The 24254-nt window shown below is 67.6% G+C and carries 23 protein-coding genes and 1 tRNA gene; 8 read left to right on the forward strand and 16 right to left on the reverse strand.

Going from position 1 to position 24254, the window contains the following annotated elements; translation table 11 throughout:
- Positions 1–4: 4 nt before the first annotated feature.
- The 5 genes from AC3WLF_RS28300 to AC3WLF_RS28320 all read right to left on the reverse strand — a co-directional run bounded on the left by AC3WLF_RS28300 (position 5) and on the right by AC3WLF_RS28320 (position 1534).
- The gene (locus AC3WLF_RS28300; RefSeq protein ID WP_492359113.1) at positions 5–241 is read right to left on the reverse strand and encodes a hypothetical protein; all 237 of its coding nucleotides are present in this window, start codon (positions 239–241) and stop codon (positions 5–7) included.
- Positions 242–272: 31 nt separating this feature from the next.
- The gene (locus tag AC3WLF_RS28305) at positions 273–482 is read right to left on the reverse strand and encodes a hypothetical protein (RefSeq protein WP_035816994.1); all 210 of its coding nucleotides are present in this window, start codon (positions 480–482) and stop codon (positions 273–275) included.
- Between the two features lie 164 nt (positions 483–646).
- Positions 647–721: transfer RNA gene (locus AC3WLF_RS28310), tRNA-Arg, on the reverse strand.
- 62 nt (positions 722–783) lie between these two features.
- Complete coding sequence (locus tag AC3WLF_RS28315; RefSeq protein ID WP_492352902.1) at positions 784–1014, reverse strand: hypothetical protein; 231 nt, start codon at positions 1012–1014, stop codon at positions 784–786.
- A gap of 34 nt (positions 1015–1048) precedes the next feature.
- Complete coding sequence (locus tag AC3WLF_RS28320) at positions 1049–1534, reverse strand: lecithin retinol acyltransferase family protein (protein WP_492359114.1); 486 nt, start codon at positions 1532–1534, stop codon at positions 1049–1051.
- A 464-nt stretch (positions 1535–1998) separates the two neighbouring features.
- Between AC3WLF_RS28320 and AC3WLF_RS28325 the strand changes: the two genes are divergently transcribed.
- Positions 1999–2292 carry a hypothetical protein gene (locus AC3WLF_RS28325; RefSeq protein ID WP_492319748.1) on the forward strand — a complete coding sequence of 98 codons (294 nt, stop codon included), beginning with the start codon at positions 1999–2001 and terminating at the stop codon, positions 2290–2292.
- Positions 2293–2366: 74 nt separating this feature from the next.
- A complete protein-coding gene (locus AC3WLF_RS28330) occupies positions 2367–3143 on the forward strand; it encodes a PP2C family protein-serine/threonine phosphatase (RefSeq protein WP_010813593.1) in 777 nt (258 codons plus the stop codon).
- A 28-nt stretch (positions 3144–3171) separates the two neighbouring features.
- Here AC3WLF_RS28330 and AC3WLF_RS28335 read toward each other — a convergent pair whose 3' ends face one another.
- The 10 genes from AC3WLF_RS28335 to AC3WLF_RS28380 all read right to left on the reverse strand — a co-directional run bounded on the left by AC3WLF_RS28335 (position 3172) and on the right by AC3WLF_RS28380 (position 16085).
- A complete protein-coding gene (locus AC3WLF_RS28335) occupies positions 3172–4488 on the reverse strand; it encodes a sigma-54 interaction domain-containing protein (RefSeq protein ID WP_492319747.1) in 1317 nt (438 codons plus the stop codon).
- Complete coding sequence (locus AC3WLF_RS28340; protein WP_492359115.1) at positions 4485–7595, reverse strand: peptidase domain-containing ABC transporter; 3111 nt, start codon at positions 7593–7595, stop codon at positions 4485–4487. Before AC3WLF_RS28340 ends, AC3WLF_RS28335 begins: the two co-directional genes overlap by 4 nt.
- Positions 7576–8328, reverse strand: a complete 753-nt coding sequence (locus AC3WLF_RS28345) for a peptidylprolyl isomerase (RefSeq protein WP_492319745.1) — start codon at positions 8326–8328, stop codon at positions 7576–7578. The genes AC3WLF_RS28340 and AC3WLF_RS28345 overlap by 20 nt, the downstream gene beginning before the upstream one ends.
- Positions 8329–8405: 77 nt before the next feature.
- Positions 8406–9788 (reverse strand): beta-barrel domain-containing protein, encoded by a 1383-nt coding sequence (locus tag AC3WLF_RS28350; RefSeq protein WP_011615777.1) that lies wholly within the window; start codon positions 9786–9788, stop codon positions 8406–8408.
- Entirely contained in the window at positions 9785–12394 is a 2610-nt protein-coding gene (locus AC3WLF_RS28355) for an FHA domain-containing protein (RefSeq protein WP_492359116.1), read from the reverse strand. The genes AC3WLF_RS28350 and AC3WLF_RS28355 overlap by 4 nt, the downstream gene beginning before the upstream one ends.
- Before the next feature lie 227 nt (positions 12395–12621).
- The gene (locus tag AC3WLF_RS28360) at positions 12622–14085 is read right to left on the reverse strand and encodes an efflux transporter outer membrane subunit (RefSeq protein ID WP_492359117.1); all 1464 of its coding nucleotides are present in this window, start codon (positions 14083–14085) and stop codon (positions 12622–12624) included.
- Positions 14086–14269: 184 nt separating this feature from the next.
- A complete protein-coding gene (locus AC3WLF_RS28365; RefSeq protein ID WP_492319742.1) occupies positions 14270–14539 on the reverse strand; it encodes a hypothetical protein in 270 nt (89 codons plus the stop codon).
- Between the two features lie 47 nt (positions 14540–14586).
- Positions 14587–14856 carry a hypothetical protein gene (locus AC3WLF_RS28370; RefSeq protein ID WP_492319741.1) on the reverse strand — a complete coding sequence of 90 codons (270 nt, stop codon included), beginning with the start codon at positions 14854–14856 and terminating at the stop codon, positions 14587–14589.
- A gap of 316 nt (positions 14857–15172) precedes the next feature.
- Positions 15173–15601, reverse strand: coding sequence for a DUF4399 domain-containing protein (locus AC3WLF_RS28375; RefSeq protein WP_492340342.1), 429 nt, complete (start codon positions 15599–15601; stop codon positions 15173–15175).
- Positions 15602–15659: 58 nt separating this feature from the next.
- On the reverse strand, positions 15660–16085 hold the full coding sequence (locus AC3WLF_RS28380; RefSeq protein ID WP_011615783.1) for a DUF4399 domain-containing protein: 426 nt from the start codon (positions 16083–16085) through the stop codon (positions 15660–15662).
- A gap of 426 nt (positions 16086–16511) precedes the next feature.
- Here AC3WLF_RS28380 and AC3WLF_RS28385 point away from each other — a divergent pair, with 426 nt between their 5' ends.
- A complete protein-coding gene (locus AC3WLF_RS28385; RefSeq protein WP_492359120.1) occupies positions 16512–17579 on the forward strand; it encodes a formylglycine-generating enzyme family protein in 1068 nt (355 codons plus the stop codon).
- A 45-nt stretch (positions 17580–17624) separates the two neighbouring features.
- Here AC3WLF_RS28385 and AC3WLF_RS28390 read toward each other — a convergent pair whose 3' ends face one another.
- On the reverse strand, positions 17625–19676 hold the full coding sequence (locus tag AC3WLF_RS28390; protein WP_492359121.1) for a serine/threonine protein kinase: 2052 nt from the start codon (positions 19674–19676) through the stop codon (positions 17625–17627).
- Positions 19677–20083: 407 nt separating this feature from the next.
- On the opposite strand from AC3WLF_RS28390, the gene AC3WLF_RS28395 reads away from it, so the two are divergent.
- The 5 genes from AC3WLF_RS28395 (at position 20084) to AC3WLF_RS28415 (ending at position 24127) form a co-directional block, all read left to right on the forward strand.
- The gene (locus AC3WLF_RS28395; RefSeq protein WP_011615786.1) at positions 20084–20353 is read left to right on the forward strand and encodes a hypothetical protein; all 270 of its coding nucleotides are present in this window, start codon (positions 20084–20086) and stop codon (positions 20351–20353) included.
- Between the two features lie 48 nt (positions 20354–20401).
- Positions 20402–20671 (forward strand): hypothetical protein, encoded by a 270-nt coding sequence (locus tag AC3WLF_RS28400; RefSeq protein WP_011615787.1) that lies wholly within the window; start codon positions 20402–20404, stop codon positions 20669–20671.
- An 82-nt stretch (positions 20672–20753) separates the two neighbouring features.
- A complete protein-coding gene (locus AC3WLF_RS28405) occupies positions 20754–21026 on the forward strand; it encodes a hypothetical protein (protein ID WP_011615788.1) in 273 nt (90 codons plus the stop codon).
- Between the two features lie 104 nt (positions 21027–21130).
- Positions 21131–21373 (forward strand): hypothetical protein, encoded by a 243-nt coding sequence (locus tag AC3WLF_RS28410; RefSeq protein ID WP_492319738.1) that lies wholly within the window; start codon positions 21131–21133, stop codon positions 21371–21373.
- A gap of 819 nt (positions 21374–22192) precedes the next feature.
- Complete coding sequence (locus AC3WLF_RS28415; RefSeq protein WP_492359118.1) at positions 22193–24127, forward strand: DEAD/DEAH box helicase; 1935 nt, start codon at positions 22193–22195, stop codon at positions 24125–24127.
- Positions 24128–24254: the final 127 nt, after the last annotated feature.

Here is a 24254-nt window from a genome sequence, read left to right on the forward strand (position 1 = left end):
CGTGCTAGCCAAAGCGCGCATCGATCTGCTTCCTGGCCCAGTCCGAGGCATGCTGCCATGCCTCGCCTTCGCTGAAGAACTGGCCCGGAACAAGATAGTGATCGAAGACCTTGAGCGGCGCTCCATCCGCCGCTTTCGCGCAGATGGTCACCTCACCTTGCCAGGGGCCGCCAACGCCACGGGACGTTGCCGAAGCTTCATACCAGTGGTCGCGGTAATACGTGAACCCTTGGAGATCCATGTCTTTCTCCACTAGTGGCGTTCAGGAAGTGTCAGTCGTTGGCGTCGCCTGAAGTGGCCTGGTCAATCTCCCGTTTCGCGGACGCATAGGCGTTATCAATCGCGACCGATTCCGTGGGAGCAAGCGCCCCGGTGTTGTGCCGGTGTCCGTGACCGCGGATGCCATACGACCAGTCCCACTGGCCGCTCGCGTCCTTTTTGGCCTGGATCGAGATCTCTCGGCCTTTGTATTTCAGTTCCATGGCGAGCGCTCCGGAGTTTGGAGGATCGTAGCATGAAGCACCTGTCAATCCAGACCCTCGACGGCGAGGCTGGCGCCATCCTCTTGGACTGAAATTCCTGGGAATGTCTGGATTGAGCTGGGGAGGAAGCACTGCTGAGAACCACAGCAGAAGGTACTGTGGACTGGTCCCGCCGACAGGAATCGAACCTGTATCTAGCGCTTAGGAGGCGCTCGTTCTATCCATTGAACTACGGCGAGGGACAGGACTGTCAGGATCGGGAACCGCGGGCGCGGTGATCCTGGAGACGGCCCGGAGTATATCAAAATCCGCACCGGCCCGGCTCGCCAGCAGTGGCAAACCCGTCCCGGCGGCCTCGCCCGGCAAGGCGGCCGGACGACGGCAGGCGCGTCGGCCGGCCGGCATGGCGCAGGGCGCGGCGCCCCGGCCGATGGCGGCCGCGGGCGCAGTTGGCGGCGGCAGTGGCGCAGCTGCGGTGGCAGGCTTGTCCGCGCAGGTTGCAGCGCAGTTCCCAGTCGATCAGTCCGGACATGGCAGGCTCCTTGATTCGGTGATGGCCGCGCGGTTCAGGCGAGGTCCAGGTTCAGGCCGCCCAGTTGGGCTTGCAGCAGCGCGCCCAGCAGCAGCCAGCCGATGTGCAGCGCGGCGCGCGGGCGGCGCATGCATGTTTCCACCTGTTCGCTGCGGCTTTCGCCGGACAGGCACCAGGAGCAGAAATGCTCACAGTTGTTGGTCAGCAAGTGGTAGGCGTTTTCGCCCACACGGGAACGGGCGCGTTCGACGGCCTGGCGGCCGGCGAAGTGGGCGCAGGGTTCCGGCTTGACGGCGATGCCGAATCCGGCGGCGAAGGCTTCGAGGGTAGTTTCTTCAACCGGCGCGGCCTGCAGCGAGCGGGAGAAACCGGCGTAGTGGATGACGCGGCCGGAGCCGGCGTAGATCCCATGATGGGCGTAGCCGTGGCGTTCGGTGACCAGGTGGGCGCCGAGCGGCAGCGGGTCGGCGAAACGATCGTCGCTGCCGGTAGCGCGTTCTTGTACTTCCTGGATGTTCATGGCTGGCCTCGGTGTGTCTGGTTGCTGCAGGCATTGCTGCTTCGTGCCAGACCAACCGCATCAACCATGCCAATACCAGGGAGGCCCGGCCCGACAACGGTTTGGCGGAAATCCGGGGGTTTTGGAGGGGATCGAGTGTCGGATGGCAGCCAACCGCGTGGCGGCAACTCTGTTGGCTGGCAGCCACCATTCGCCGCGCGCCGCGAGGCCTGGGCGGGCTGGCGGCAGGGATCGCGCGATGCTTGCGCTGTGGTGGGTCCATCCCGACACTGGCTGGCCGGGTGTCGGGTCAAGGCCAACGTGGCTGGACTGCCGGGGTGCGCCACATTGTCCCCGCCCCGCCCTGCAGCCCGCGCCGGCCTTGGGTTTCCAGTCGACCTACTGCCACACCCATGCTGTGGCACGCGCCTTGCTCAATACCGGTACCGCCCCCGGCGCCACGCCACATCCACCGGAGACCGAACATGGCCACCCTTGCAATCAACGACCTCGCCAGCTGCCGCGAACTTGCTTCCGCCGCCATGGCCCGCGTGCGCGGCGCCGGCGGGCAGTGGGTGTTCGGGTGGATCCGCCCGTTCGTGCCCTCGTCTCCGCTGCCGCTCGGGACGGTGATCAACTTTTACGAGATCAACTACAGCTTCTATGCTGATCAGATGAACAACCAGTTCCAGAACATTGATATCCGCAACAACGCGCCAAACGCCAACATCAATGTCCAGGGCGACCAGGGCGCGAGGAACGACGGCAGGCTGATCTGATGCTGATCTGAGCGCCAGCGCCGCCGTGGCAGTGCCCCGGCTGGTCCGGGGCTTGACGCGGACCGGAGACAAGATTGGGTTTCGACTCGCACTTCCAGTGGACCTCGGCCGCATGCACGGACGTCGGGCGCGTGCGCGAGCGCAACGAGGACGCTTGCCTGGACCTGCCCGGCCAGGACCTGTGGGCGGTGGCCGACGGCATGGGCGGCCATGCCGTGGGGGACTTCGCCAGCCAGGCGGTGGTCCAGGCGCTGGCCACGCTGCCGCCGCAGCCCCGGCTGGAAGACCGGGTCGACGCCACGCGCGCGGCGCTGCAGGGCGTGAACCTGGCGCTGGTCGATGAAGCGGCACGCCTGGGCGTGCGCTGCATCGGCAGCACGGTGGTGGTGATGCTGGCGGGCGATCGCCGTTGCGCCTGCGTGTGGGCTGGCGACAGCCGCCTGTACCGGCTGCGCGGCGGCCAGTTCGCGCGCCTCACGCGCGACCACAACCAGGTCGAGCGCCTGCTGGCGCGCGGGCTGATCACCCCGGAAGAAGCGCGCCACCATCCCGCGCAGAACACCATCACACGCGCCGTCGGCGCGGCCCCGACGCTGGCGCCGGAGCAGCTGCTGACCGAGGTCGCCGATGGCGACGTCTACCTGCTGTGCAGCGATGGCCTGAGCAACGAGGTCGACGATGACGACATCGCGGCGGTGCTGGCGCAGCAGGACGTTGCGCAGGCCGCGCCGACGCTGGTGCAGATGGCGCTCGATGCCGGCGGCCGCGACAACGTGTCGGTGGTGGTGCTGCGTGCGGCGGACCCCTACGGCTCTGACAAGACCCTGGTCAATCCCGAGCTGGACGCCTGAAGGCACGACCGCCGGCAGCCTCGCCGCCCTACCCTTTGCCGCCTTCGGCCTGCCGGTTGGCGCGGAAATCCTTAGAGTGGATGCCGTGCTTCTTCAGCAGCATCTGCAGGTGCGAGCGGTTCATGTCGAAGCGCCGCGCCAGTTCGGCGACGGTGCCGCCGACTTCCTGCAAGCCCCGTTCGAGGAAGGCCCGCTCGGCCTCGTCGCTGGCGGCGCGCTTGGCTTCGCTGAGGGACGTCGCCATGGCGATGTCGGCAGCCGCGGGGCCATTGCCCACCACCGCCAGCGCGGCGGGCCTGGGGCGGATGTCCTGCGGCAGGTGGGCCAGGTCGGCGGTGTCGCCGGCCAGGCAGCTCAGCCGGTACATCAGGTTGCGCAGTTCGCGGATATTGCCCGGGTAGTCGTAGTGCAGCAGGAAGTCGCGCAGCCGCGGCGTCAGCTTGAGTGGCCGGCGCTTGAGCATGCCGGCGGCCTCGTCACTGAAGTACGAAACCAGCAGCGGGATCTCGTCGCGCCGCTCGCGCAGCGACGGCAGGCTGACGTGGATCACGCTCAGGCGGTAGAACAGGTCTTCGCGGAAGGTGCCGGCCTGGCTCATGCGGCGCAGGTCCTTGTTGGTCGCCGCGACGATGCGCGTATCGACCGAGATCGCCTCGTCCGAGCCCACGCGCTGGATCTCGTGCGCCTCCAGCACGCGCAGCAGCTTGACCTGCCCGGTCAGCGGCAGCTCGCCGATCTCGTCCAGGAAGATGGTGCCGGTATGCGCGCTCTCGAACTTGCCGCGGCGGTCGTTGCTGGCGCCGGTGAAGGCGCCCTTCTTGTGGCCGAACAGCTCGGATTCAAGCAGGCTGTCGGGGATGGCGCCGCAGTTGACCGAGATAAACGGCTTGTCGGTGCGTGAGCCATTGGCATGGATCACCTTGGCCATCAGCTCCTTGCCGGTGCCGCTCTCGCCATCGATCAGCACCGGCAGGTCGGTCGGCGCCGCCTTCTCGGCAATCTCCAGTGCCTCCAGCAACTTGGGGTTGTCGCCGAAGGTCCCTTCGAAAATAAAGCTGCGCTCAACCAGTGCCTGCCGGCGCGCGCGCGGCATGCGCTCGACTTCTTCCTGCGGCGGGGCGGCCTCGGCCGATGCCGCCTGCACGAAGCGCTCCTTGTGCGACAGCCCCATCACCTCGTCGCGCAGCGTGGTGGCCTGCTTGAGCAGCTTCTCGATCTCCGGCCGGTCAAGCCGCGACGACCAGCGCAGCGTGGAACGCAGGATCTCGATCTTCTCGATCAGGCCGGCGAACGACACCGGCGAGGTGGCCGAGGCGGGGGTGGCACCCTGGTTGTATAGCTTCATGCGGCACTCAGTTGCTTCTGCACCAGTTGGAAGTACATGCCCTTGCGCTCGATCAGCTCCTCATGCCGGCCCTGCTCGACGATGGCGCCCTCATACAGCACCAGGATCTTGTCGGCCTGCATGATGGTGCTGAGCCGGTGCGCGATGATGACCGCGGTGCGCCCGCGCAGGATCTCCTGCATGTTCGCCAGGATGTTGCTCTCTGACTGCGTGTCGAGCGCCGAGGTGGCCTCGTCGAACACTAGCAGGCGCGGGTCGTGGTACAGCGCGCGAGCGATGCACAGGCGCTGGATCTGCCCGCCGGAAAGCCCGATGCCGCGCTCGCCCACCACCTGCTCGTAGCCCAGCGGCAGCTTGCTGATAAAGGCATGGGCATCGGCCATGCGCGCCACCTCCTCGATACGGCGCCGGTCCGGGCTGTCGTCGCCGCAGGCGATGTTCTCGGCGATGGTGCCCGAGAACAGCAGGTTGGACTGCATCACGTAGCCCACCTGCGCGCGGTAAAACGCCGCGTCGATCACGTTCAGGTCATAGCCGTCCACTGTCATCGAGCCCTCGGTAGGCTTGTAGAAGCCCACCAGCAGCTTGGCCAGCGTGGTCTTGCCGGAGCCGCTGCGCCCGACAATGGCCACCATCTCGCCGGGGCGGATGGCAAAGCTGATGTTCTCCAGCACATAGGGCGTGTCTTCGCCGCCGTAGCGGAAGTACAGGTCTTTCATCACGATCTCGCCCTGCAGGTCGGGCAGCATCACGCGCGACAGCACGTCCTGCGGCTTCTGCTCGGGCTCGAGGTCGAGCACGTCGCCCAGGCGCTCCATCGCCACGCCGGCATCGTTGAGCTGGCCCCACAATGCCACCAGCCCCATCAGCGGCGCCAGCACGCTGCCCATGAAGGCATTGAAGGCGATCAGCTGGCCGATGGTGAGCTCGCGCTCCAGCACCAGCGTCGCGCCCACCCACAGCACCGCGATGGTGGTGGCGGCGTTGAGCAGCTGGCTCACCAGCCCCACCAGGATGTGGAAGGCCTGCGCCCGGTATTGCGCGTCCAGCGCCTTGGCGTACTTGCGCTCCCAGCGCAGCCGCACCGGGCGCTCGATGCCCATGCCCTTGACGGTCTCGGCGCCGCCCAGCGTTTCCATCAGGTAGGCCTTGGCATCGGTCGATGCCGCGAACACCTCGCGCGCATAGGTCTTGACCTTGGGCGTCACCACCACCGTCAGCGCCGCGATCGGGATCACGAAGGCGATCAGCAGCAGCGTCAGCTTGACGTTGTAGAGGAACATGATGGTGAAGTAGATAAACACCATCAGCAGGTTCAGCGCCGTGGTCACGGTCGACTCGGTCAGGAAGGCGCGGATAGTCTGGTTCTCCTGGAAGCGCGCGAAGATATCCCCGGTCTTGCGCTTGGCAAAGAACGACAGCGGCAGCGACAGCGTGTGCTTGAAGAAGTGCGACATCATGGCGAAATCCATGTTGCGCACCATGAAGTTGGCCAGATACGCGCGAATCGTCGACATCAGCTGCGAGAACACGTTGGAGATGATCAGCCCCGCGATCAGCAGGTTCAGCAGCCCCACGTTCTGGTGCACCACCACGCCGTCCAGGATGTTCTGGATGATCAGCGGCGGCACCACCCCAAGCATCTGGATCACGAAGGTGGCCAGGAACAGGTGTGCCAGGATCCTCTTGTACGGCGCCAGGTAGCCGATAAAGCGCAGCCACGGCGAGCGCGACACCGACAGCTGGGTCATGCTCTCGCCCGGCGTGAACAGCAGGCAGGTGCCGCTCCAGCCGCGCTCGAACTCCTCGGCGCTCATCTTGCGGAAGCCGATGGCCGGGTCGGCCACCCACACCCAGCGCGACGAGATCCCGTACACCACCACGTAGTGGTAGCCCTCCCAGTGCACGATGAAGGGCAGCTCAAAGCCCATCAGCGAATCCCGCGTGCACTGCACCCCGCGCGTGGTGAAGCCGAGCGCTTCGCCGGCGCGCGCCAGGCTGTCCAGCGTGGCGCCCTGGGTGGTCACATTGGCCAGTTCACGCAGCTTGCCCAGCGTCATCGGGATGCCGTAGTGCCGGCAGATCATCGCCAGGCAGGCCGCGCCGCAATCCATCTCCTCGGCCTGCTCCACCAGCGCGAAGCGGCGGATCAGTTTTTCACCGAGCTCGGGCTTGGAATGCAGGTCGAGCAGCACCGGGCGCTTGCGCCGTTCGGCCAGCTTCTTCTGCCGATGCAACTCGCGGTCCAGCACGCGGATGCGCTCTTCCAGCACCTCGCGCAGGCGCGGGTTGCGCTCCAGGATCAGCTGCACGGTCTTCTCGGGAATCACCAGCAGGCGCACGTCGGTCTCGGCGATGGCCGAGGCCAGCTGCTCCTGCCGCATCACGCAGGCACGCTCGCCGAAGATGTCGCCCTGCCCCAGCGTCGCCAGCGGGTACTCGCTGCCCTCTTCGCTGCGCACGATGCGCACCGTGCCCTGGCGCACCACGTACAGGCGCCGGTCTTCGCGGCCGTCCTGCTTCAGGATTTCCTTGCCGGCCGCCACGCGCTTGACGCCGACGCTGCGCACGGCGTCCTCCAGCTCCTGCTTGTCGAGCTTGCCACGCAGGTCGAACAGCCGCGCGACAAAGCCTCCGGCCGAACTGATCGCGACATAGCTGGTGATAAACGCAAGCGCCGCCGGGTTGCCGGCCACCACGGGCTCACCCACGCTGCGCGGGATCATCAGCAGCTCGGTCTTGCCCGAGGCGCGCACCGACGACTCATGCCGGTAGTCGCGCAGCAGCGCGATATCGGCAAAGACCTCGCCGGCCTTGCGCACGCCCATGCTGATTTCCTTGCCGTGCTCCTCGTTGAACACGCGCACCGAGCCGGACTTGACGATAAACAGGCCGGGCGCCGCTTCGCCGGCATTGCAGACGGTGTCGCCAAAGCCGAAGGTCAGCACCTGCGCGGCTTCCGCCAGGCGTGCCAGCTCCTCCGGCGTCAGCACCGACAGGATCTCGACGGTGGCGAGGAAGGCGGCCAGCGCCGACCCTGCCTCCGGCCGGTCCGGGGCAGGCGGGGCGGCGGGCTCGCCGCTCGCGCTAGCGGGCTTCGATGACATGTTCCTGCGCCCTGGCCATCAGCCAGTCTTCGCGCAGCAGGCGGCGCACTTCCACCGCCACCTCGCTGTCGAGGGTGGCCGGGTGCTTGTCGCGCACCAGGAAGACTTCGAAGAAGGAACGGTCAGCCGACGGGAACGGTCCCAGCAGGTCGCCCGGTTCGGCATTGAAAACCTTGGCCTCGATATCGGTCTTGAGCGAACCGCGCAACACCTTGCCGATCTCGCCGCCGCGCTCGCGCGTGTCGGCGATGGAATGCTCGCGCGCCATCTCGGCAAAGGCATCGGGATCATCCTGCAGGTACGAGATCAGCTCCTTGGCCTTGCCCTCGCTGTCGACCACGATATGGCTGACCTCGATGCTGTCGAAGCGCGGCGAGTTGAGCGCAAAGTACGCCTGCACCGCGGCCTCGCTGCACACCTGCTCCATCATCCGCTCCTGGTACAGGTTGTCGGTGATAAAGGCTTCAAATTCGTCCAGGCTGATGTTCAGCGCATCCAGGTAGTGATTCATGTCTGCGGCGCGATGCAGGCCCTGCACGCGGCGGAACTGGTCCGCGCGTTCCTGGATCTCCTCCGGCGTGACCACCACGCCCTGCCGCTTTGCCGCGTGCACGGTCAGCTTGTCGCGCACCATCTGCTCGACCAGCCCTTCGAACTGTCCGGTCAGCTTGAGCAAGCGCACGAACTCCTCGAAGCCAAGCACCTCGTCGTCGATACGCACAATGCCAGTCATTTTCTCGGCTCCTTTGACGCCCGCGCGGTTGCGCGCCAGGCTGTCCAGATGTTCTGCGCCTGTCTCTCCCCGCTGCGCTAGCCGGCCACCTCGCGGAAGGGGTCAAGCCCCAGGTCGATCAGGCGGCGTTCGCGCACCACGATCTCTGCCGTGGCGGTCATGCCGTAACGCAACGGATACTTGTTGTCGGCCACCGCGTAGTAGTCGCGCGCCAGGCGCACGCGGCCCTCATAGACCGGCTGCTTGTCGGGCCCGCCCGGCTTGGTCGCGGGCGAGATGAATTCCAGCGTGCCCTCGATGATCCCGTAGCGCTGGTACGGGAAGGCACTGAACTTGAGCTTGACCGGCAGGCCCTCGCGCAGGAAGGCGCGGTCACGCTCGGCGATGACGATCTTCACCACCGGGCGCGCATCCTTGGGGGCAATGCCGCCCAGCGGCGTGTTGGCCTGCACCTTGTCGCCGCGCTGGGTGGAGGTGACATCGGTGATCACACCCGACACCGGCGCCAGGATCAGCAGGAAGTTGTCCTTGTCGATGTTCTCGAAGCGGATGCGCGCTGCCGCATCCGCCACCAGGCGGGCGGTCTGCACCTGCAGGCGCAGCTTGTCCTCGGTGTTGGCGATCTCGCGCAGCGCCGCGTCGTACTGCACGCGCAGCCCGGCCAGGTCCTGGCCGCTGCTTTCGAGCTGGGAACTGGCCTGGGTAAGCTCGCGGCCCAGGCGTGCGTCCAGCTCCGTCAGCCGCGACTGGGCCACGCGCAGATTGTTCTCCGCGTCCTGCGCCGCGGCGCGCTTGGCATCCACCTGCGACTGCGAAACGCCACCGCCACCCGGCAACGCCAGCAGGCGCGCGTAGCGGTCCTGCTCCTGGCGCGCGAATTCGCGCGCGCGCCGGGCGTTCTCGAGGTTGCTGCGCGCTTCCTGCAACTGCGCGCGCTGCTGTTCGGCAAGCCGCGTGGTGCCTTCGGCAATGCGGGTCTCGTGCTGGCGCGTGGCCACGTCGATCTGCTGCTTGAGCGCCGCCGCGCGGCGTTCCATCAGCGCCTTCTTGTCGGGGAACTGCTTCCATTCGCGCTCGGAGTCTTCCAGCTTGAGCTGCGCTTCCAGCGCGTTGGCCGCGGCCTCGATCGCGCCGCGCGCATTCAGGCGCGCCAGCACGTCGTCCTTGGACACCGGTTGCCCCTCGGCCACGTAGAGGTCGGCCAGCTCGCCGTCCACCGGGGCATAGAAGCGGCGCACCTCGGATTCCGGCGCCAGCGTGCCCTGCGCCGTGACAATGACATCGGCATGCCCGACGAAGGACCACACCAGCCCGCACAACACCAGCGTGAAAGTCGTGACGATGGTCAGCAGTCCCAGGCGCGACGGCTCGGCACTCAGCAGTCCAATGCCCTCGGCGCTGTGGTCTTCCAGCGCCTCGGAGAGTGGCTTGAGGCCGCCCTGGCGGGCATCGTCCTTCATGGCTGCCCCGCTTGCTGTGGCGCCGCGGCAGCCGCGGCCGGCTCCGGCGCCTTGCCGGTGTCTTCACCGCCGATCAGTTCCAGCTTGGTCTTGAGCACGGCGGGATCGAGCACGGTGCGCAGCTCGCGCAGCGCGTGCCGCTGCTGGTCGGCCTCGGCGCGGATCTCTTCCTCGATCTTGGCGAGTTGCGCCAGGTCGGCGCTTTCGCCCGCGCGCAGTTGCGTGAAGATGCGCATGCCCTGGCGCGCGTCATCCTGTGCCTGCGACAGCAACCGGGCCTGCGCGCGGAACTTGGGCGAGATGCCTGGCTCGAGCCGCTGCTCGCTGCCGATCACGCCATTGCTGCGGTATTGCTTCCATGCGGCAACGGCGCTGCCCATCAGTTCCCGCGCGCGCCGCAGGGCACTGTCGCGCACGCCGTTGACGTCGGCCTCGACCGCCTTGGCGAAGTGGCCGTCATCGGCGGCATCGAGCATGGCGTAGAAGCCCAGCAGCCGGTCCTCATAGCCCTTGCTGCCGCGCGCGGACTGCAGCTCGGCGTACTGCGCCGCCACCTTCTGCTTGTGCGACAGGTCGCGCGCCAGGTCTTCGGCCCAGGGGCCGCCGCTGATCTGCTTGATTCCCGCGAGCGCAGCGGCGCTGTCACCCTGCTGCCACGCCTTGGCCGCACCGGCGTACTGGCGCACCATCTCCGGCGGCGGCAGGCGCGCGGCCAGTTGGTTGAACTGCGCCTGGAACGGCGGCGTGGCGAAGCGGCTGTCGGCAAGGCGCGCCACCAGCGGCCCGGGCCGGCGCGCGCGCAGTGCCTGCACCAGCGCGGTGTAGCGGTCCAGGTCTGACTGCACGCGGTCAAGCCCGGCCAGGCGCGGATACTTCTCGCGGTACTCGGCAATGACCGGCTGCAACGCCTCCGGGCGGTCGCGGCCGAGTTCGGCAGCAATGGTGGCGTTCAGCCGGTCGATCGCAGCCAGGTAGACCGAGGCGTCGTTCTGCAGGCGGCGCACGTCGCTGAGCGCATCGGCATAGAGATCGCGGAACGCCGGCACATCGGCCGCGATGCGCCCGAGCGCGCGCTGGTGCGCGGTGGTGTCCTGGTTCCAGTACGCCAGCAGTTGCCGGATCGGCGCCTCGTCGGTGTAGAGGCGGATCGGCGCGTCGGCGCCGCGCTGCGCGGTGAAGCGTTCGAGGCGGCCGATCCAGTCGAGTTCCGCCACCAGCGGCCGCGCATCGGCATTGTGCGCGCTGAGCTTGTGCATCCGGGCCAGCACGGCATCGGCGCCGCTGAAATCACCGGCCTTCAGCCTGGCGGCGAAAGCGGGCACGTCAGCACGCATCAGTGCCTCGGTGCCGATGGCCTGCACCTGGCCATCGCCGGGATGGCGCGCCAGGTAGTCGTCGGCGGCCTGCGCCGCGCGCGCGTGATCGCCTGCGGCAAACAGCGCCTGCACTTCGCGCTCCGGCGCACCGCGCCAGTACACGGCCGCCCCCGCCAGCAGCGCGAGCAACAGCAACGCGCCGCCCCATCGCGCCGCGCGCCGCGTGCGTACGGAATCGTTCAGGCCGAACTGCCTGGCACCTTCGGCCAGCAGCAGCGCGGCACGCCCGCGCTTGCGGCGTGCCTGCGCGCCGTCGTGCGCGGCCGTGGCCGCCGCGGCCTGTGCCTCGGCCTCGGCGTTGACCTCGTCGTCTTGCTGCGCGGCATAGTCGACGCAGAAGATGTCGAGGAAGGAATCGGCGGCACCGACAAAGGTGGTGCGGTCATCCTCGTCGCGCACGGGCGAAGCCTGGGACGCGGGCGGCGTGTCCGGCGCAGCGACAGGCTGCAGCATCGAATGCGTCGCGGTGGCATCGCCGTCGCCGGTGTGCTGGACCTGCACCTTGTAGACAAAGTGGTTGCCGCCAAAGGCGATCAGGTCGCCGTCGTCCAGCGGCACGCCGTGGTCAGCCAGGCGCTTGCCATTGACGAAGGTGCCGTTGGTGCTGCCCAGGTCCTCAACGAATGGCACGCCACCCTTGAGGTACACGTGCGCGTGGCGCCGCGACAGGTAGTTGACCTGCTGCGGATAGCTGTCGCGGTAGCGCGCGAAGGCATCGTCGGCCTTGCTGATCAGGTAGGGGAAGCCGTCCACGTGCAGCGGCTGCAGCCCGACATCGCCGCGCTCGGGCACCAGCGTCACCGCTACCCGCGGCGGCTCGGGCTGCGCCGCGCGCGGCGACAGCCGGACCCGGAACGACAGCGCCGGCCCGAAGGCCACCTCGTCGCCATCGCTGAGCTGCGCCGGCTGGCGCGCCACCGCCGCGCCGTTCACGCGCGTGCCGTTCTTGCTGCCGAGATCCGCCACATAGACCGCACCATGCTCGGCGAAGATGCGCGCATGCCGGCGCGACAGCGGTGCGGCCAGGTCTTCCGGGTAGGCGGCGAACGGCAGTTCGCTGCGTCCGACGGCGAACAGGTCTTCGTCGATGCGGATCTCGCCCAGCTCCGGGCGCGACACGGGCGTCAGGAACACATCGAATTCCTGCGCCAGATCCTGAGAGAATTCCCGCGTGAATCCCTGGGCCATTTTCACCGGCATTTCCATGATCAGTGCTTCGTCAGGAGCCATGTTTCCAGCAAGCCAACAGCGCGGCTGCCGCGGCGGCAGGCCAGGGGATGAAGCGACTAAGAACATAGTAGGCGACGGCTAAGGCTAGTCAATCGGGACGCGGAACGCGCGGTTGGCGCGGCAGCGGCACATGCAGCGGGGCAGGTGGCCAGGGCTATGGGCGCGTTGCGCAACGCGTTGCAGGCGCCGGCATCACCTGAACCGCCCTACAGCACCGTTGGCAGCACTTACTGCGGCGGATTCGACGCCGCGTTGCGCACGTCGGTATCGGGCCAGCCACCGCCAAGCGCCTTGTACAGGGTGACGGTGTCGGCCAGGATCTGTTGGTGGACCGCCAACAACTGCAGTTGCGCGGCCAGCAGCGAGCGCTCGGTCTCGAACACTTCCAGCTGCGAGACCACGCCCTCCTTCAGTTGCGCCTCAATCTGCGCGGACACGACGCGCAGCTGCTCAACCTGCTGCTGCAGCTCGATGCGCTGCTTCTTGTGCGCGTCGACATTGACCAGTGCGCTCTCCACCTCTTCGAACGCGGTCATCACGGTGCGGCCATATTCGTTTTCCGCCACGCCCACCTGCGCCTCGGTGGTCTTCACGCGCGCGCGCACGCTCGGGTCGAGCATCGGCAGGTTGATGCTGGGCATGAAGCCGAAGGTGAATGACTTGAGCAGGTCGCTCAGCGCAAAGCTGGCGGTGCCGCCGCGCGCGGTCAGGCTGATGGTGGGCAACTGCGCCAAACGGGCCTGGCCAACGATGTTGTACGCGGCCAGCACGCGGTATTCCGCCGCCACCACGTCCGGGCGGCGCGCCAGCAATTGCGATGGCAGCCCGGCCGGCACCGCGGGCGGCTGCACGCGGTCCTGCAGGCGCCCCGCCGGCACCTTGAGATTGCCCGCGGGCACGCCGACCAGCGTGGCCAGCGCGTTTTCAGCCACATCGCGCGAACGGCGCAGCTCCAGCAGGTCCTTGTTCAGGCGGTTGATTTCCGCCTGCTGCTGCATCACCCGGATCTTTGGCACCAGGCCGTTCTGGTACATGGCCTGGTAGGTCGACAGGATCTGCCCGTTCTTGGCCACGGTGCGCGCCTGCTGCTCGATCTGCTCGTCGAACTGCAGGATCTGGAAGTAAGTGGTCGATACATTGGACACCAGCGTCAGGTAGCCGGCGCGCCAGTCGGCCTCGGTGGCGCGGAACTCGGCGGTCTGCGCCTGCACGCCCTTCTCGACCTTGCCCCAGATGTCGATGTCCCAGTTCAGCTGGGCGCCGGCGTTATAGGTCCAGGTGGACTTCTGGCCGGTGCTCTTCTCGAAGCTCGCACCGGCGCCGATATCGATCACCGGCAGCCCGCCGGCACGGGCCTCGCCGATCTGTGCGTTGGCCACGCGGATGCGCGCCGCCAGCACCTTGATGTCGTAGTTGCCGGAAAGCGCCTGGCCGATCAGCCTGTTCAGGTAAGGATCCTTGAAGCCCAGCCACCAGTTGGGCTGCACCGTTTCGGCCGGCGATACCGTGATCGATTCCTGGCGCGTCCATTCGGCCTTGGCCGGGGTTTCCGGGCGCTGGTACACGGGCGGCCGGAAATCGGCGCAGCCTGCCAGCAATGCCGCGCAGGCGGCCAGCGCGGTCAGCCAGGCGGTTCGGTGCGGCGCGGCGGTTGACGCAACCGCGGGCGAGGCAGTGATGGATTCGGGCACGATGGGTTCCTGCGTGCGACGGCGGCGGACGTGATGCGCTGGAGATACCCCAAGGCATGCCGGGGCCGCGAAGTCTGTCTGTATTGTGGTGCGCGCTGGCGCGCGCTCCAACCCCGATATGCAGGGGCTCAACAAAAGCGCCGCGGGGACGCCCCCGCGGCGCTGCGCCATCTCAACAAGCTTCTCAACGATAGATATTGTTGCTGGCGTTCTGGTTGGTATCCACATGCGAACGGACATGGTCGAGGAAGGCCGAGCCATTGCCGTTCAGGTTGGTCACGGACTGCAACTGCGCGATTTCCTGCTTGGCGGTGATGCTGCTGTCGAACGCGAGCTTGATCGGCGCATACACGGCGGCAAAGGGCAGGTACGACAGGCCGCCGCGCACGGCATGCATGCGCTTGCTGTCGAGGGCTTCGGTGGCGGACAGGTCTTTGATGGTCAGCGTGGTCATGATGATCTCCGGTATCGGTAACAAGCAGCTAGCTGGCGCGCAGGGGCTCAGCCGTAGATGTTGTTGGTGGCGTTCTGGTTGGTGTGCACGTCGGACTTCACGTGGTCCAGGAAGGCCGAGCCGTTGCCGTTCAGGTTGGTGACGGTCTGCATCTGCGCGATTTCCTGCACGGCGGTGATGCTGTGGTCGAACGACAGGTTGAGCGGGTGGTACACCGGCATGAACGGGAGCAGGGTGCGGCCGCCGCGAACGGCGAGCATGCCCTTGCGGTCCAGGGTGTCGATGGTGGTCAGGTCGGTGATGGTCAGCGTGGTCATGATGGTCTCCGGGTAGAGGAAGGTGTTGCCTTGGTTTGGTCGAGCATCGGGTTGGTGTCGCGCTCAGGAGGGACAATCGCAGGGAGCGTGCCAGCCCCGGGGCCACGGCTGCGCGGATCACGGAAGTGCCTGTAAACACGGGGATTTCTGCTTGCAGCCGGCTCCCGCTGCGGAGGCGCGGCGAGCTTGCGTCAGCGCGCACTGGCGGGGCGCAGCCAACAGATTGCGCGTCGATGTTGGATGGCGGGCGACACTTGCTTCGCCGGCGCACGAAAAAAAGCGGCGCATGCGCGCCGCCGTCACCGCAAGGTCCGGGTCACTTCACGTAGATCGTGATCTTCTTCGAATAAACCGGCGGGTTGGTGGGAATGTGCTTGTCATCCCCCATCAGCAGCTGCAGCGTATGCTTGCCGGGCGGCAGCTCGATCATGGTCTCGGTCTCCCCCGCCCCGAAATGCAGGTGATTGCGGTCATTGGGGATTTCCTTGTCCATCGGCGGCAGGTCCACATCGACAAGCAGGTGATGGTGCCCGGTATTGGGGTACTTCACGTCCTTCGGCGCCACCCCCATATTGCGCAACCCGAACCAGACCTTGAATGGCTTGCCCGCGGGCATGGTCTGCCCGTCGTTGGGCCAGCCGATATACAGGTAGGCGTTGGGCGGCGCCGGCGTCGAACCACCCTGCACCACCGCTGACAGCAGCAGGCTGGCGGCAAAGACAGCCGCGGCAAGTACTCTGGACATGGTGCTCTCCCTGTTTGCTGATCGGCCTGGTTCGGCTTCCGCGGCGCGCGCTGCCCCGCTATTTCACCGTGATCGTGATCTTCTTCGAATAGATCGGCGGTTCGAACGGCACGTGCTTGGCATCGCCCATCAGCAACTGCAGCGTGTGCTTGCCGGGCGGCAACTCAATGCGCGCGTCGGTCTCGCCCGCGCCGAAGTGCAGGTGGTTCTTGTCCGAAGGGATTTCCTTGTCCAGCGGCGGCAGCTCGGTGTCGACCAGCAGGTGGTGGTGCCCGCAGCGCGGCGACTCGACGCCCTTGGGGCACACGCCCATATTGCGCAGGCCCATGCGCACCCAGAACTTGCCGCCGCTGATGACCGTGCCATCGTGCGGCCAGATGATGTAGGCCTCGGCATTGGGCGGGGCTGCCGTCGACAGCGACAGCGACGGGGCCGCGGCCAGGGCGGCAACCGCCAGCAGGCGGAACAGGAATCGTCTGGACATACGCGGCGCCTCCCGGATAACAGTCCGAAACCCGATCACGTTGTCCCGAAAGCCCATTCTTGTTGCTTGTTGGTCAGCGCTCGGCGATTCGTCATTCAGGTTAGGTCGCAAGCCCGGAAAAAGCGACCCCGGCGCGTCGCGGTGGCATGGCAATGCCCCGCCGGAGACACAGGCGCTGTGCTATCTTGAAGCAAGCCGGTCGACGTCTCGGCAACACCACAATGCGCCCCCGACGCATGTGCCGGCAGCTACCGGCATGCAGCGGGATCGCCGCGGCTCCAGCGAGGTGTGAAGATGTGGCGCAATCTACCAGTCGTACGCACGGCCGCCATGGCCGCCATGCTCGCCGCCGCGCCGCTGCCTGCGCAGGCGGCCGCCGCTGCCGCCGGCCCCGCGGCCACGGAACCGCTGCTGCTCGCCGGCATCATGCCCAAGAACACCGACGAGCAGTACGAGCTGAGCTTCTGGGAATCGATCAAGAACAGCAATTACGCCGGCGACTACGAGGCCTACCTGAAGCAGTACCCCAACGGACGCTTCGCGGTGCTGGCCAGGGCGCGCCTGGAGCGGCTGGCAGCGTCCGCCTCCGCACCCAAGGCCCAGGCGCCCGCGCCCGCGCCGCCGCCCCGCTCCGGCACCTCTGCCGGGGGCCAGGTCACGCGGCCGCCGGCACCGGCCGCGGCAGCGCGTCCGGCATCGCCGCCCGCTGCGCCACCGGCAACGGCATCGCTACGCCCGGGCGCGGCGGCGGGCGGCGCGGTCAGCGCCACATTGCGCACCGGCGAGATCCGCGATTGCCCGGCCTGCCCGGTGCTGGTCTCCCTGCCGGCGGGCAGCTTCACCATGGGCAGCAGTGCCAGCGATCCCGCCGAGAAGCCCCCGCACCACGTCACCATCGGCCAGCCGTTTGCGATCGGCCGCTATGAGGTCACGGTCGAGCAATGGAATGCCTGCGCCGACGCCGGCGGCTGCCAGCGCGTCCCCACCGTCGCCGACAGCGCGAAGACCGCGCCGGTGCGCGACGTCAGCTGGGACGACGCGCAGCAGTACGTGGCCTGGCTCAGCAAGACCACCGGCAAGCCCTACCGGCTGCCCACCGAGGCCGAATGGGAATACGCAGCGCGCGGCGGCACCGCCAGTGCCTACTGGTGGGGCGACCAGATGCGCAAGGGCAATGCCAACTGCAAGGACTGCGGCGACCCGTGGAGCCAGGATGCGCCGGCCGCGGTCGGGACCTTCGCGGCCAACCCGTACGGCCTGCACGACGTCAACGGCAGCGTGTGGGAATGGGTGGCCGATTGCTGGCACAGCTCATACAAGGGCGCGCCCGCCGACGGGCGCGTGTGGAACGAGAACGCCTGCGGCGCACGCGTGATCCGCGGCGGCTCCTGGCGCGAGGGGGCGAGCTACATGGTGTCGTCCACGCGCTTCAAGTACAGCCCCAGCGTGCGGCAGTCGCAGAACGGCTTTCGCGTGGCGCGCGACATGAAGTAGCGGCTGGCGCAATTTGCAAGCGGCAAGCCGGCCGGCTGGCGGCAATCAGCGCGCGCGCGTGGAGATCTGCACCAGGTCCGCGCTGATGCGGTCCCGGCCATAGGTGCGCGCCATCTGCGCCAGCGGCTTTTCCAGTGCCTTCAGGTAGTCCTTGTGCAGCTCGACCTCGGCGCGCCGGCCATCGAACAGCGGCGCGGGCGTGGTCAGCAACACCACCAGCTCGGTGCCGAACGGCCCGGAGATGATCCAGTCGCCACCGTCGCCAACCGTGGCGCCATGGCTGGGCGGCGCCTGGTGGGCGGGCACGCGCGCGCTCGGCACCATGTGCGCCACCTTGCCGTCGGCCGCGAAGTAATCGACATAGACATAGGAGTCGCGCGCCGGCGTGCGCAGATCCAGCACCAGCGGTGACCCTTCGGTCAGTTGCGTGCCCTGGCCGCGCAGCCGCAGCGACGAAGCCGTGCCCCCTTCGCGGTGGCCCGACCAGTACGGCGCGATCAGGGTGGCCACGTCGCACTTGTCGGCGGCCAGCGGCTGGGTGTCGATCGACACGCCCTTGAGCTCCTTGACGCCCGGCAACGCGCTGAGCTGCTCGCGCAGCCGCACGGCGCCGACGCTCTCGGCCAGGAAGCCGCGCACACGCAACGTCTGCGCCTGCTGGGTGGCGGTGAGCAGCGAGCACGGCACCGCCGCCAGCATCTTCGTGACGTCGGCCATCGACAGCACCGCCGGACGGGCAGCCGGTGCGGGCGGGGTGACCGGCGCCGCGGGCACAGGGGCAGCCGGGGCCTCGACGCGCGCGTCGCTCACCGGCGCTTCGGCCTGGCGCTGCGAATGCCACGCGTAGTAGCCGATCGCCGACACGCCCGCCAGCACGGCCAGCGCGCCGCCTGCCATCAGCGGCGAGGGACGCCGCGTGGACACCACCGGCACCGCGCTCATGCCATGCAGGAAGCGTGCGACGGTGGGCGTGCGTGTCTCGCGGTCGAGCGACAGCGCCTCGCGCAGGGTCTTCCATTGCGTGCGGCTCAACTGCGGCGGCTGCGCCGGCTTGAGCCCGGCATCGCGCGCCTGGTTGGCCGAGAGCCGCTGGTAGGGATGCTTGCCGGTCAGCAGTTCATAGGTCACGCAGGCCAGCGCAAAGATGTCGTCGCGCGGGTCGGGCTCGCAATGGTCGAACATCTCCGGGCTGGCATAGGCTGGTGTCATGCCACCCAGCGAGCCGGGATCGAACACGGTCCGGTCGGACTCGTCGGCCGGCGGCAGGAAGCCGCGCGCAATACCGAAGTCGATCACCTTGACCTCGCCGTTGGCGGTCAGGAAGACGTTGGCGGGCTTGAAGTCGCAGTGCACGAAGCCGCGCTCGTGCGCGTATGCCAGCGCATTGCCCATGCCGTTGATGATCGACATGGCGCGCGCCATCGGCATGCCGGTGAAGCCCGGGGCCTTGAGCACATGGTTGAGCGAAGAGCCAGACAGGTATTCCATGGTCAGGAAGACCACCGGCCCGTCGCGGTCGAAGTCATAGACGGTGACGATATTCCGGTGTGCCAGCGTCTGCGCCTTGCGCGCCTCGCGCTGCAGCGCCATCAGCGACTTGGGGTGCCCGCTGAACTGCAGGTTCAGCACCTTGATGGCGATATAGGGCTTGCGGTCCGAGGCTTCCAGCTTGCGCAGGTCGAGCGCCTTGTAGACCGTGCCCATGCCGCCCACGCCCAGGCATTCTTCCAGCACGAAGCGGCCGTTCAGCGTATCGCCCACGCCCTTGGTATGCGCCGCCTGCGGCAGCGTGCCCGGCTCGGGCGAGGTCGCATACAGCGAGCCCGTCTGCGTGCCGGCCAGGCGCGTGGCTTCGGTGGCGCCGTCGTACTGCGTGGCGCCGCGGCGCTCGATGCGCCGCATGACTTCGGCATAGACCGCGGGCGGGAACGGGAAGCGCGTGTTTTCCTCGATGACCACGCGCGCGGCCTGGCTGGGCGTGGTGGGGTCCTGCGCCAGCGCCGTTTCGAACGACGCAACAAACTCGTCGTCGGAGAGACCGCCGTTCTGGAACTTGCGGATCAGTTCTTTGAGACTGGCCACCGGATGCCCCGACATGGTTGCTGGCACGGCGCATCCCACGATGCGGATATGCCTGCCTTCGAGATGGATACTAGTGCGCACCCAAGGCATGCGCAAACCATGCGAAGCCGGCGTGCAACGCCGCGCGCGGGCGCTCCCTGCCAACCGCATCGCCTTTGGCGCGCCACTGTCGCGGCCGCGCCAACACCAGCACGCCGCCTGTTGGCCGCGGCCCGTCACCCGCGGCATGCGGCAGCGCCCGCAGCCAGTGCCCGCAAGCCGACATCGAAAATAAATCGCCCGTGTTTTCAGGCAGTTGCGCGTGCCTGGCGGGGCCGGCAACGTCATTGGCACAGTCCCTGCGTTAGTACCTCCCGAGCGCGACACCAACCCGATGCTCGAAACCAGACCCAAGGCAGTACCTTCCTCTACCGGAGACCATCATGACCACGCTGACCATCAAGGACCTGTCCTCCACCGAAACCCTGGACCGCAAGGGCATGCACGCCGTGCGCGGCGGCCTGGCCTACATGCCGTTCGCCGCGGTCTACAGCCCGGTGAAGCTGTCGTTCGACAGCAGCATCAAGGCCGTGCAGGAAATCGCCCAGATGCAGACCGTCACCAACATGAACGGCAACGGCTCGGCCTTCCTGGACCACGTGCGCTCGCATGTGGATACCAACCAGAACGCCAGCAACAACATCTACGGCTGAGCCCACGCGCCCCAGCCACCCACGCACTGACCGATACCGGAGAACATCATGACCACGCTGACCATCAAGGACCTGCCCGCCGCCGAAACCCTCGACAGCAAGCGCATGCACGCCGTGCGCGGCGGCCTGGCCTACCTGCCCTTCGCCGCCGTCTACACGCCGATCAGGCTGTCGCTGGACAACAGCATCAACGCCACGCAAAGCATCGCGCAGATGCAGACCGTGACCAACCTGAACGGCAACGGCTCGGCCTTCCTGGACCACGTCAAGTCCGACGTGCACACCAACCAGAACGCCACCAACAACATCTTCGGCTGATACGCCCTGGCCGCGACTGGCGCGCAGATGCTGCAATCTCCGCGCCAGCCGCCCCCGGCACCCGACTCAAAGGAGCACCACCATGTCATCGATCCTCGTCCGCGATCTCGCCCTGAGCAAAGAACTCGACCGTGCCTCGCTGTGCGCCGTACGCGGCGGCAACTCATGGCTCAGCCGCGGTGTCGGCAGCGTCGGCCCGCTGGCCAACGTCACCGTCAACGTCAACCAGAACATCGCGCAGCTGCAGAGCATCAACGTCAACACGCTCAACAACAGCATCGTCGGCCCCGACTTCGGCCCGGTGCGCGTCAACGTCAACCCATCGCAATGGGCCGGCAATTTCGCCGCAGTCTGAGCGCACCGCGCGGCGGCCCCGCGGACAATACCGCGGACCGCCTCGCCTATACTGAAGCGGTCCCGCGGCCGCATGGCCGTGGCGCCGCTTGACCGGAGACAGCCATGGCAGTGATCGTCATCAAGGATTTGCCCGACAGCATGGATCTCGACCGGCAGGCCATGACCGCCATCCTGGGCGGCGGGCGCACCGCCGGCGGCCAGGCATGGCATGGCTTGCGGCGCCAGGGCGCCGCGCGCATCGTCGACTACCCGGGCGGATTGCCGGGCAACCGCCATGTGATGCCGCAGGAGCAGCCGCTCGGGCGGCTGCCGCGCAAGGCCGCTGGCAACGATGCAGAGGACTGAACCGCGACCGCAACCGCCAAATGAAAAGCCCGCCATCGCTGGCGGGCTTTGGATGCGGACGGGCCCGGACCACCTGGGTCACGCGGTCAGCAGTTCGGTCATTCTGTTCCAGGCAGGCTTCCCATGATTCCGCCCATGTAGCATGTAGCGGACGCCCATCCGGACCACCCGGAGAGTCGCAGGAAGACTGGCGCTTGGAGTCAATGACCGCAGTGCTCGCCGCGAACAGCGGCCCAATGCCGCTGGAAGAGGTCAAGCGGGAGCGTTTTCGTCCGCCCCGTGCGGGCATCCTGTGTGCTCGCGCCTCCAGTATAGGCGGGGGTTTTCGGCTTTCAACCAGCGTGGCGCGGGCGCGTCTGGAAGGTGACGAGCGCCTGACATATCCGGTTACGCTTTCGCAGTGCAACAAAAATTCCGTACTCTGCTATAATCCGCGCCGTGAGTTTCGCAACTGTGAGATCCGCCAAACGCCCGGCTTCCTGCCGCGGCGAATCCGCTGCCCTCCCAAGCTCTGTTTCCTCGCTGCCGGACGCCTAGTCATCACTTCATGGCCCCAGCCGCCCAGCAGAACGCACCGCTCACCTGACGTCGCCTCGTCTCCGATCCTGTTGAACAGCCTGAAACCTGAGCTGTTTGCCTGCCAGGGATACGGCCGGACCGCCTAGCGGGACCAGCCACCGCCCTGCCTGCCGCCGTACTGCCAGCTGTGTCTGTCGTAACGGCCTCACCGATTGGCGCCGAAGCCTTTTTAAGACTTTGCACTGCGCCCACCCCATTTTGCTTTGCCGGGGTGCCATGCATTTATTTGACCATTCCGACATGACCCAGCACGACATTCGTGCGGAGCAAGCTATTGCCTCCGCGACCGACGCTTCGATCACTTCCGACGCTGCCCAGAGCCCGCTCGACAAGCTCGACGCCCTGCTCAACCCCAGCCCGGCAGTTGAAGAAGCCACGGCCGTGGAAAGCGGTTTCGCCACGCTTGGCCTCGATGCGGCCATCCTGCGCGCCCTCTCCGAACTGAACTACAACACGCCCACGCCGGTGCAGGCCCAGGCCATCCCGGCCTTCCTGGCCGGCCGTGACCTGCTGGTCTCGAGCCAGACCGGCTCGGGCAAGACCGCCGCGTTCATGCTGCCCGCGATCCAGCGCATCAGCGAAATGCCGGCGCCGCAGCGCGCGACCGAGCCCGCCAAGCGCATGAAGGGCAAGCGCCCGCGCCCGTCGCCGGCGCAGCCCGCACTGCTGGTGCTGACCCCGACGCGCGAACTGGCGCTGCAGGTGACCGAGGCCGCCGCCAAGTACGGCCGCAACCTGCGCCGCATCGTCTGCGCCAGCATCCTGGGCGGCATGCCCTACCCCAAGCAGCTGGCCGCGCTGGCCAAGATGCCTGACATCCTGGTGGCCACGCCGGGCCGCCTGCTCGATCATATCGACGCCGGCCGCATCGACCTGTCGGCCCTGCAGATGCTGGTGTTCGACGAGGCCGACCGCATGCTCGACATGGGCTTTGCCGACGACATCGACGCCATCGTCAATGCCACCCCGGCCACGCGCCAGACGCTGATGTTCTCGGCCACGCTGGATGCGCGCATTGCCCAACTGGCCTCGCGCCAGCTGCGCGACCCGCAGCGCATCGAGATCGCCGCGGCCCGCGCCGACCAGAGCCATATCGAGCAGCGCCTGCACTTCACCGACGACATGTCGCACAAGGAACGCCTGCTGGACCACCTGCTGCGCGACGCGACGCTCAAGCAAGCCATCGTCTTCACCGCGACCAAGCGCGATGCCGATTCGCTGGCCGAGCGCCTGTCCGACACCGGCTTCTCCGCCGGCGCGCTGCACGGCGACATGACCCAGGGCGCGCGCAACCGCACCCTGACCGCACTGCGCCGCGGCAACCTGCGCGTGCTGGTGGCCACCGACGTGGCCGCGCGCGGCATCGACGTGCCCGATATCACCCACGTGGTGAACTTCGACCTGCCCAAGCAGGCCGAGGACTACGTGCACCGCATCGGCCGTACCGGCCGCGCGGGCCGCTCGGGCACCGCCATCAACCTGGTGAACCACAACGACATGTTCCAGTGGAAGCGCATCGAGCGCTTCACCAACCAGCGCATCGACGCTTCGGTGATCGAAGGCCTGGAGCCGCGCCGTTCGCCCAAGCCGCGTTCCAACTTCGGCGGCAAGCCGGGTGGCGGCCGTGGTGACTTCCGCGGCAATGGCGGCGGCTACCGTGGCGGCGAACGCAGCTTCGGCGACCGCAAGTTCGGCGGTGGCGAGAACCGCACCGGCTTCGGCGAGCGCAAGTTCAGCGGCGAGAGCCGTGGCTTCGGTAACCGCCCGGAAGGCGCACGCCCGTTCGGTGACGACAACCGCGGCGGCTTCGGCAATCGTGAAGGCGGCTACCGTGGCCAGGGCCAGGGCGGCCAGGGCGCCGGCTACCGCGGCGCCAACGACGGTGCGCGTGGCTTCGGCAACCGCGAAGGCGGCCGCAGCTTCGGCGACGACAACCGCGGTGGTTTCGGCAACCGCGACGGCGCCGCCCCCCGCAGCTTTGGCGACAACAACCGTGGTGGCTTCGGCGACCGCACCGGCGGCGGCTATCGTGGCAACACCGGTGGCAACGGCGAAGGCCGCAGCTTCGGCAACCGCGACGGCAACCGTGACGGCAATCGCAGCTTTGGCGGCGGTTTCGGCGGCAATGGCGGCGGCAACGGCAACCGCAACAGCCGTTCGCGCTACGAGCGTTGATGCGGTGGTGCGCTAGGCGCACCTGCCAGGCAGAAGAAAGGGCACCCGAGGGTGTAATGCCGTTCAGTTAAGGTCCTTCTTCAGGTACCGAACGGTGTAGCGAGAAGGTCGCGACTTAACGACCCGT

It is taken from the genome of Cupriavidus sp. FW306-01-F10A, assembly GCF_058782785.1.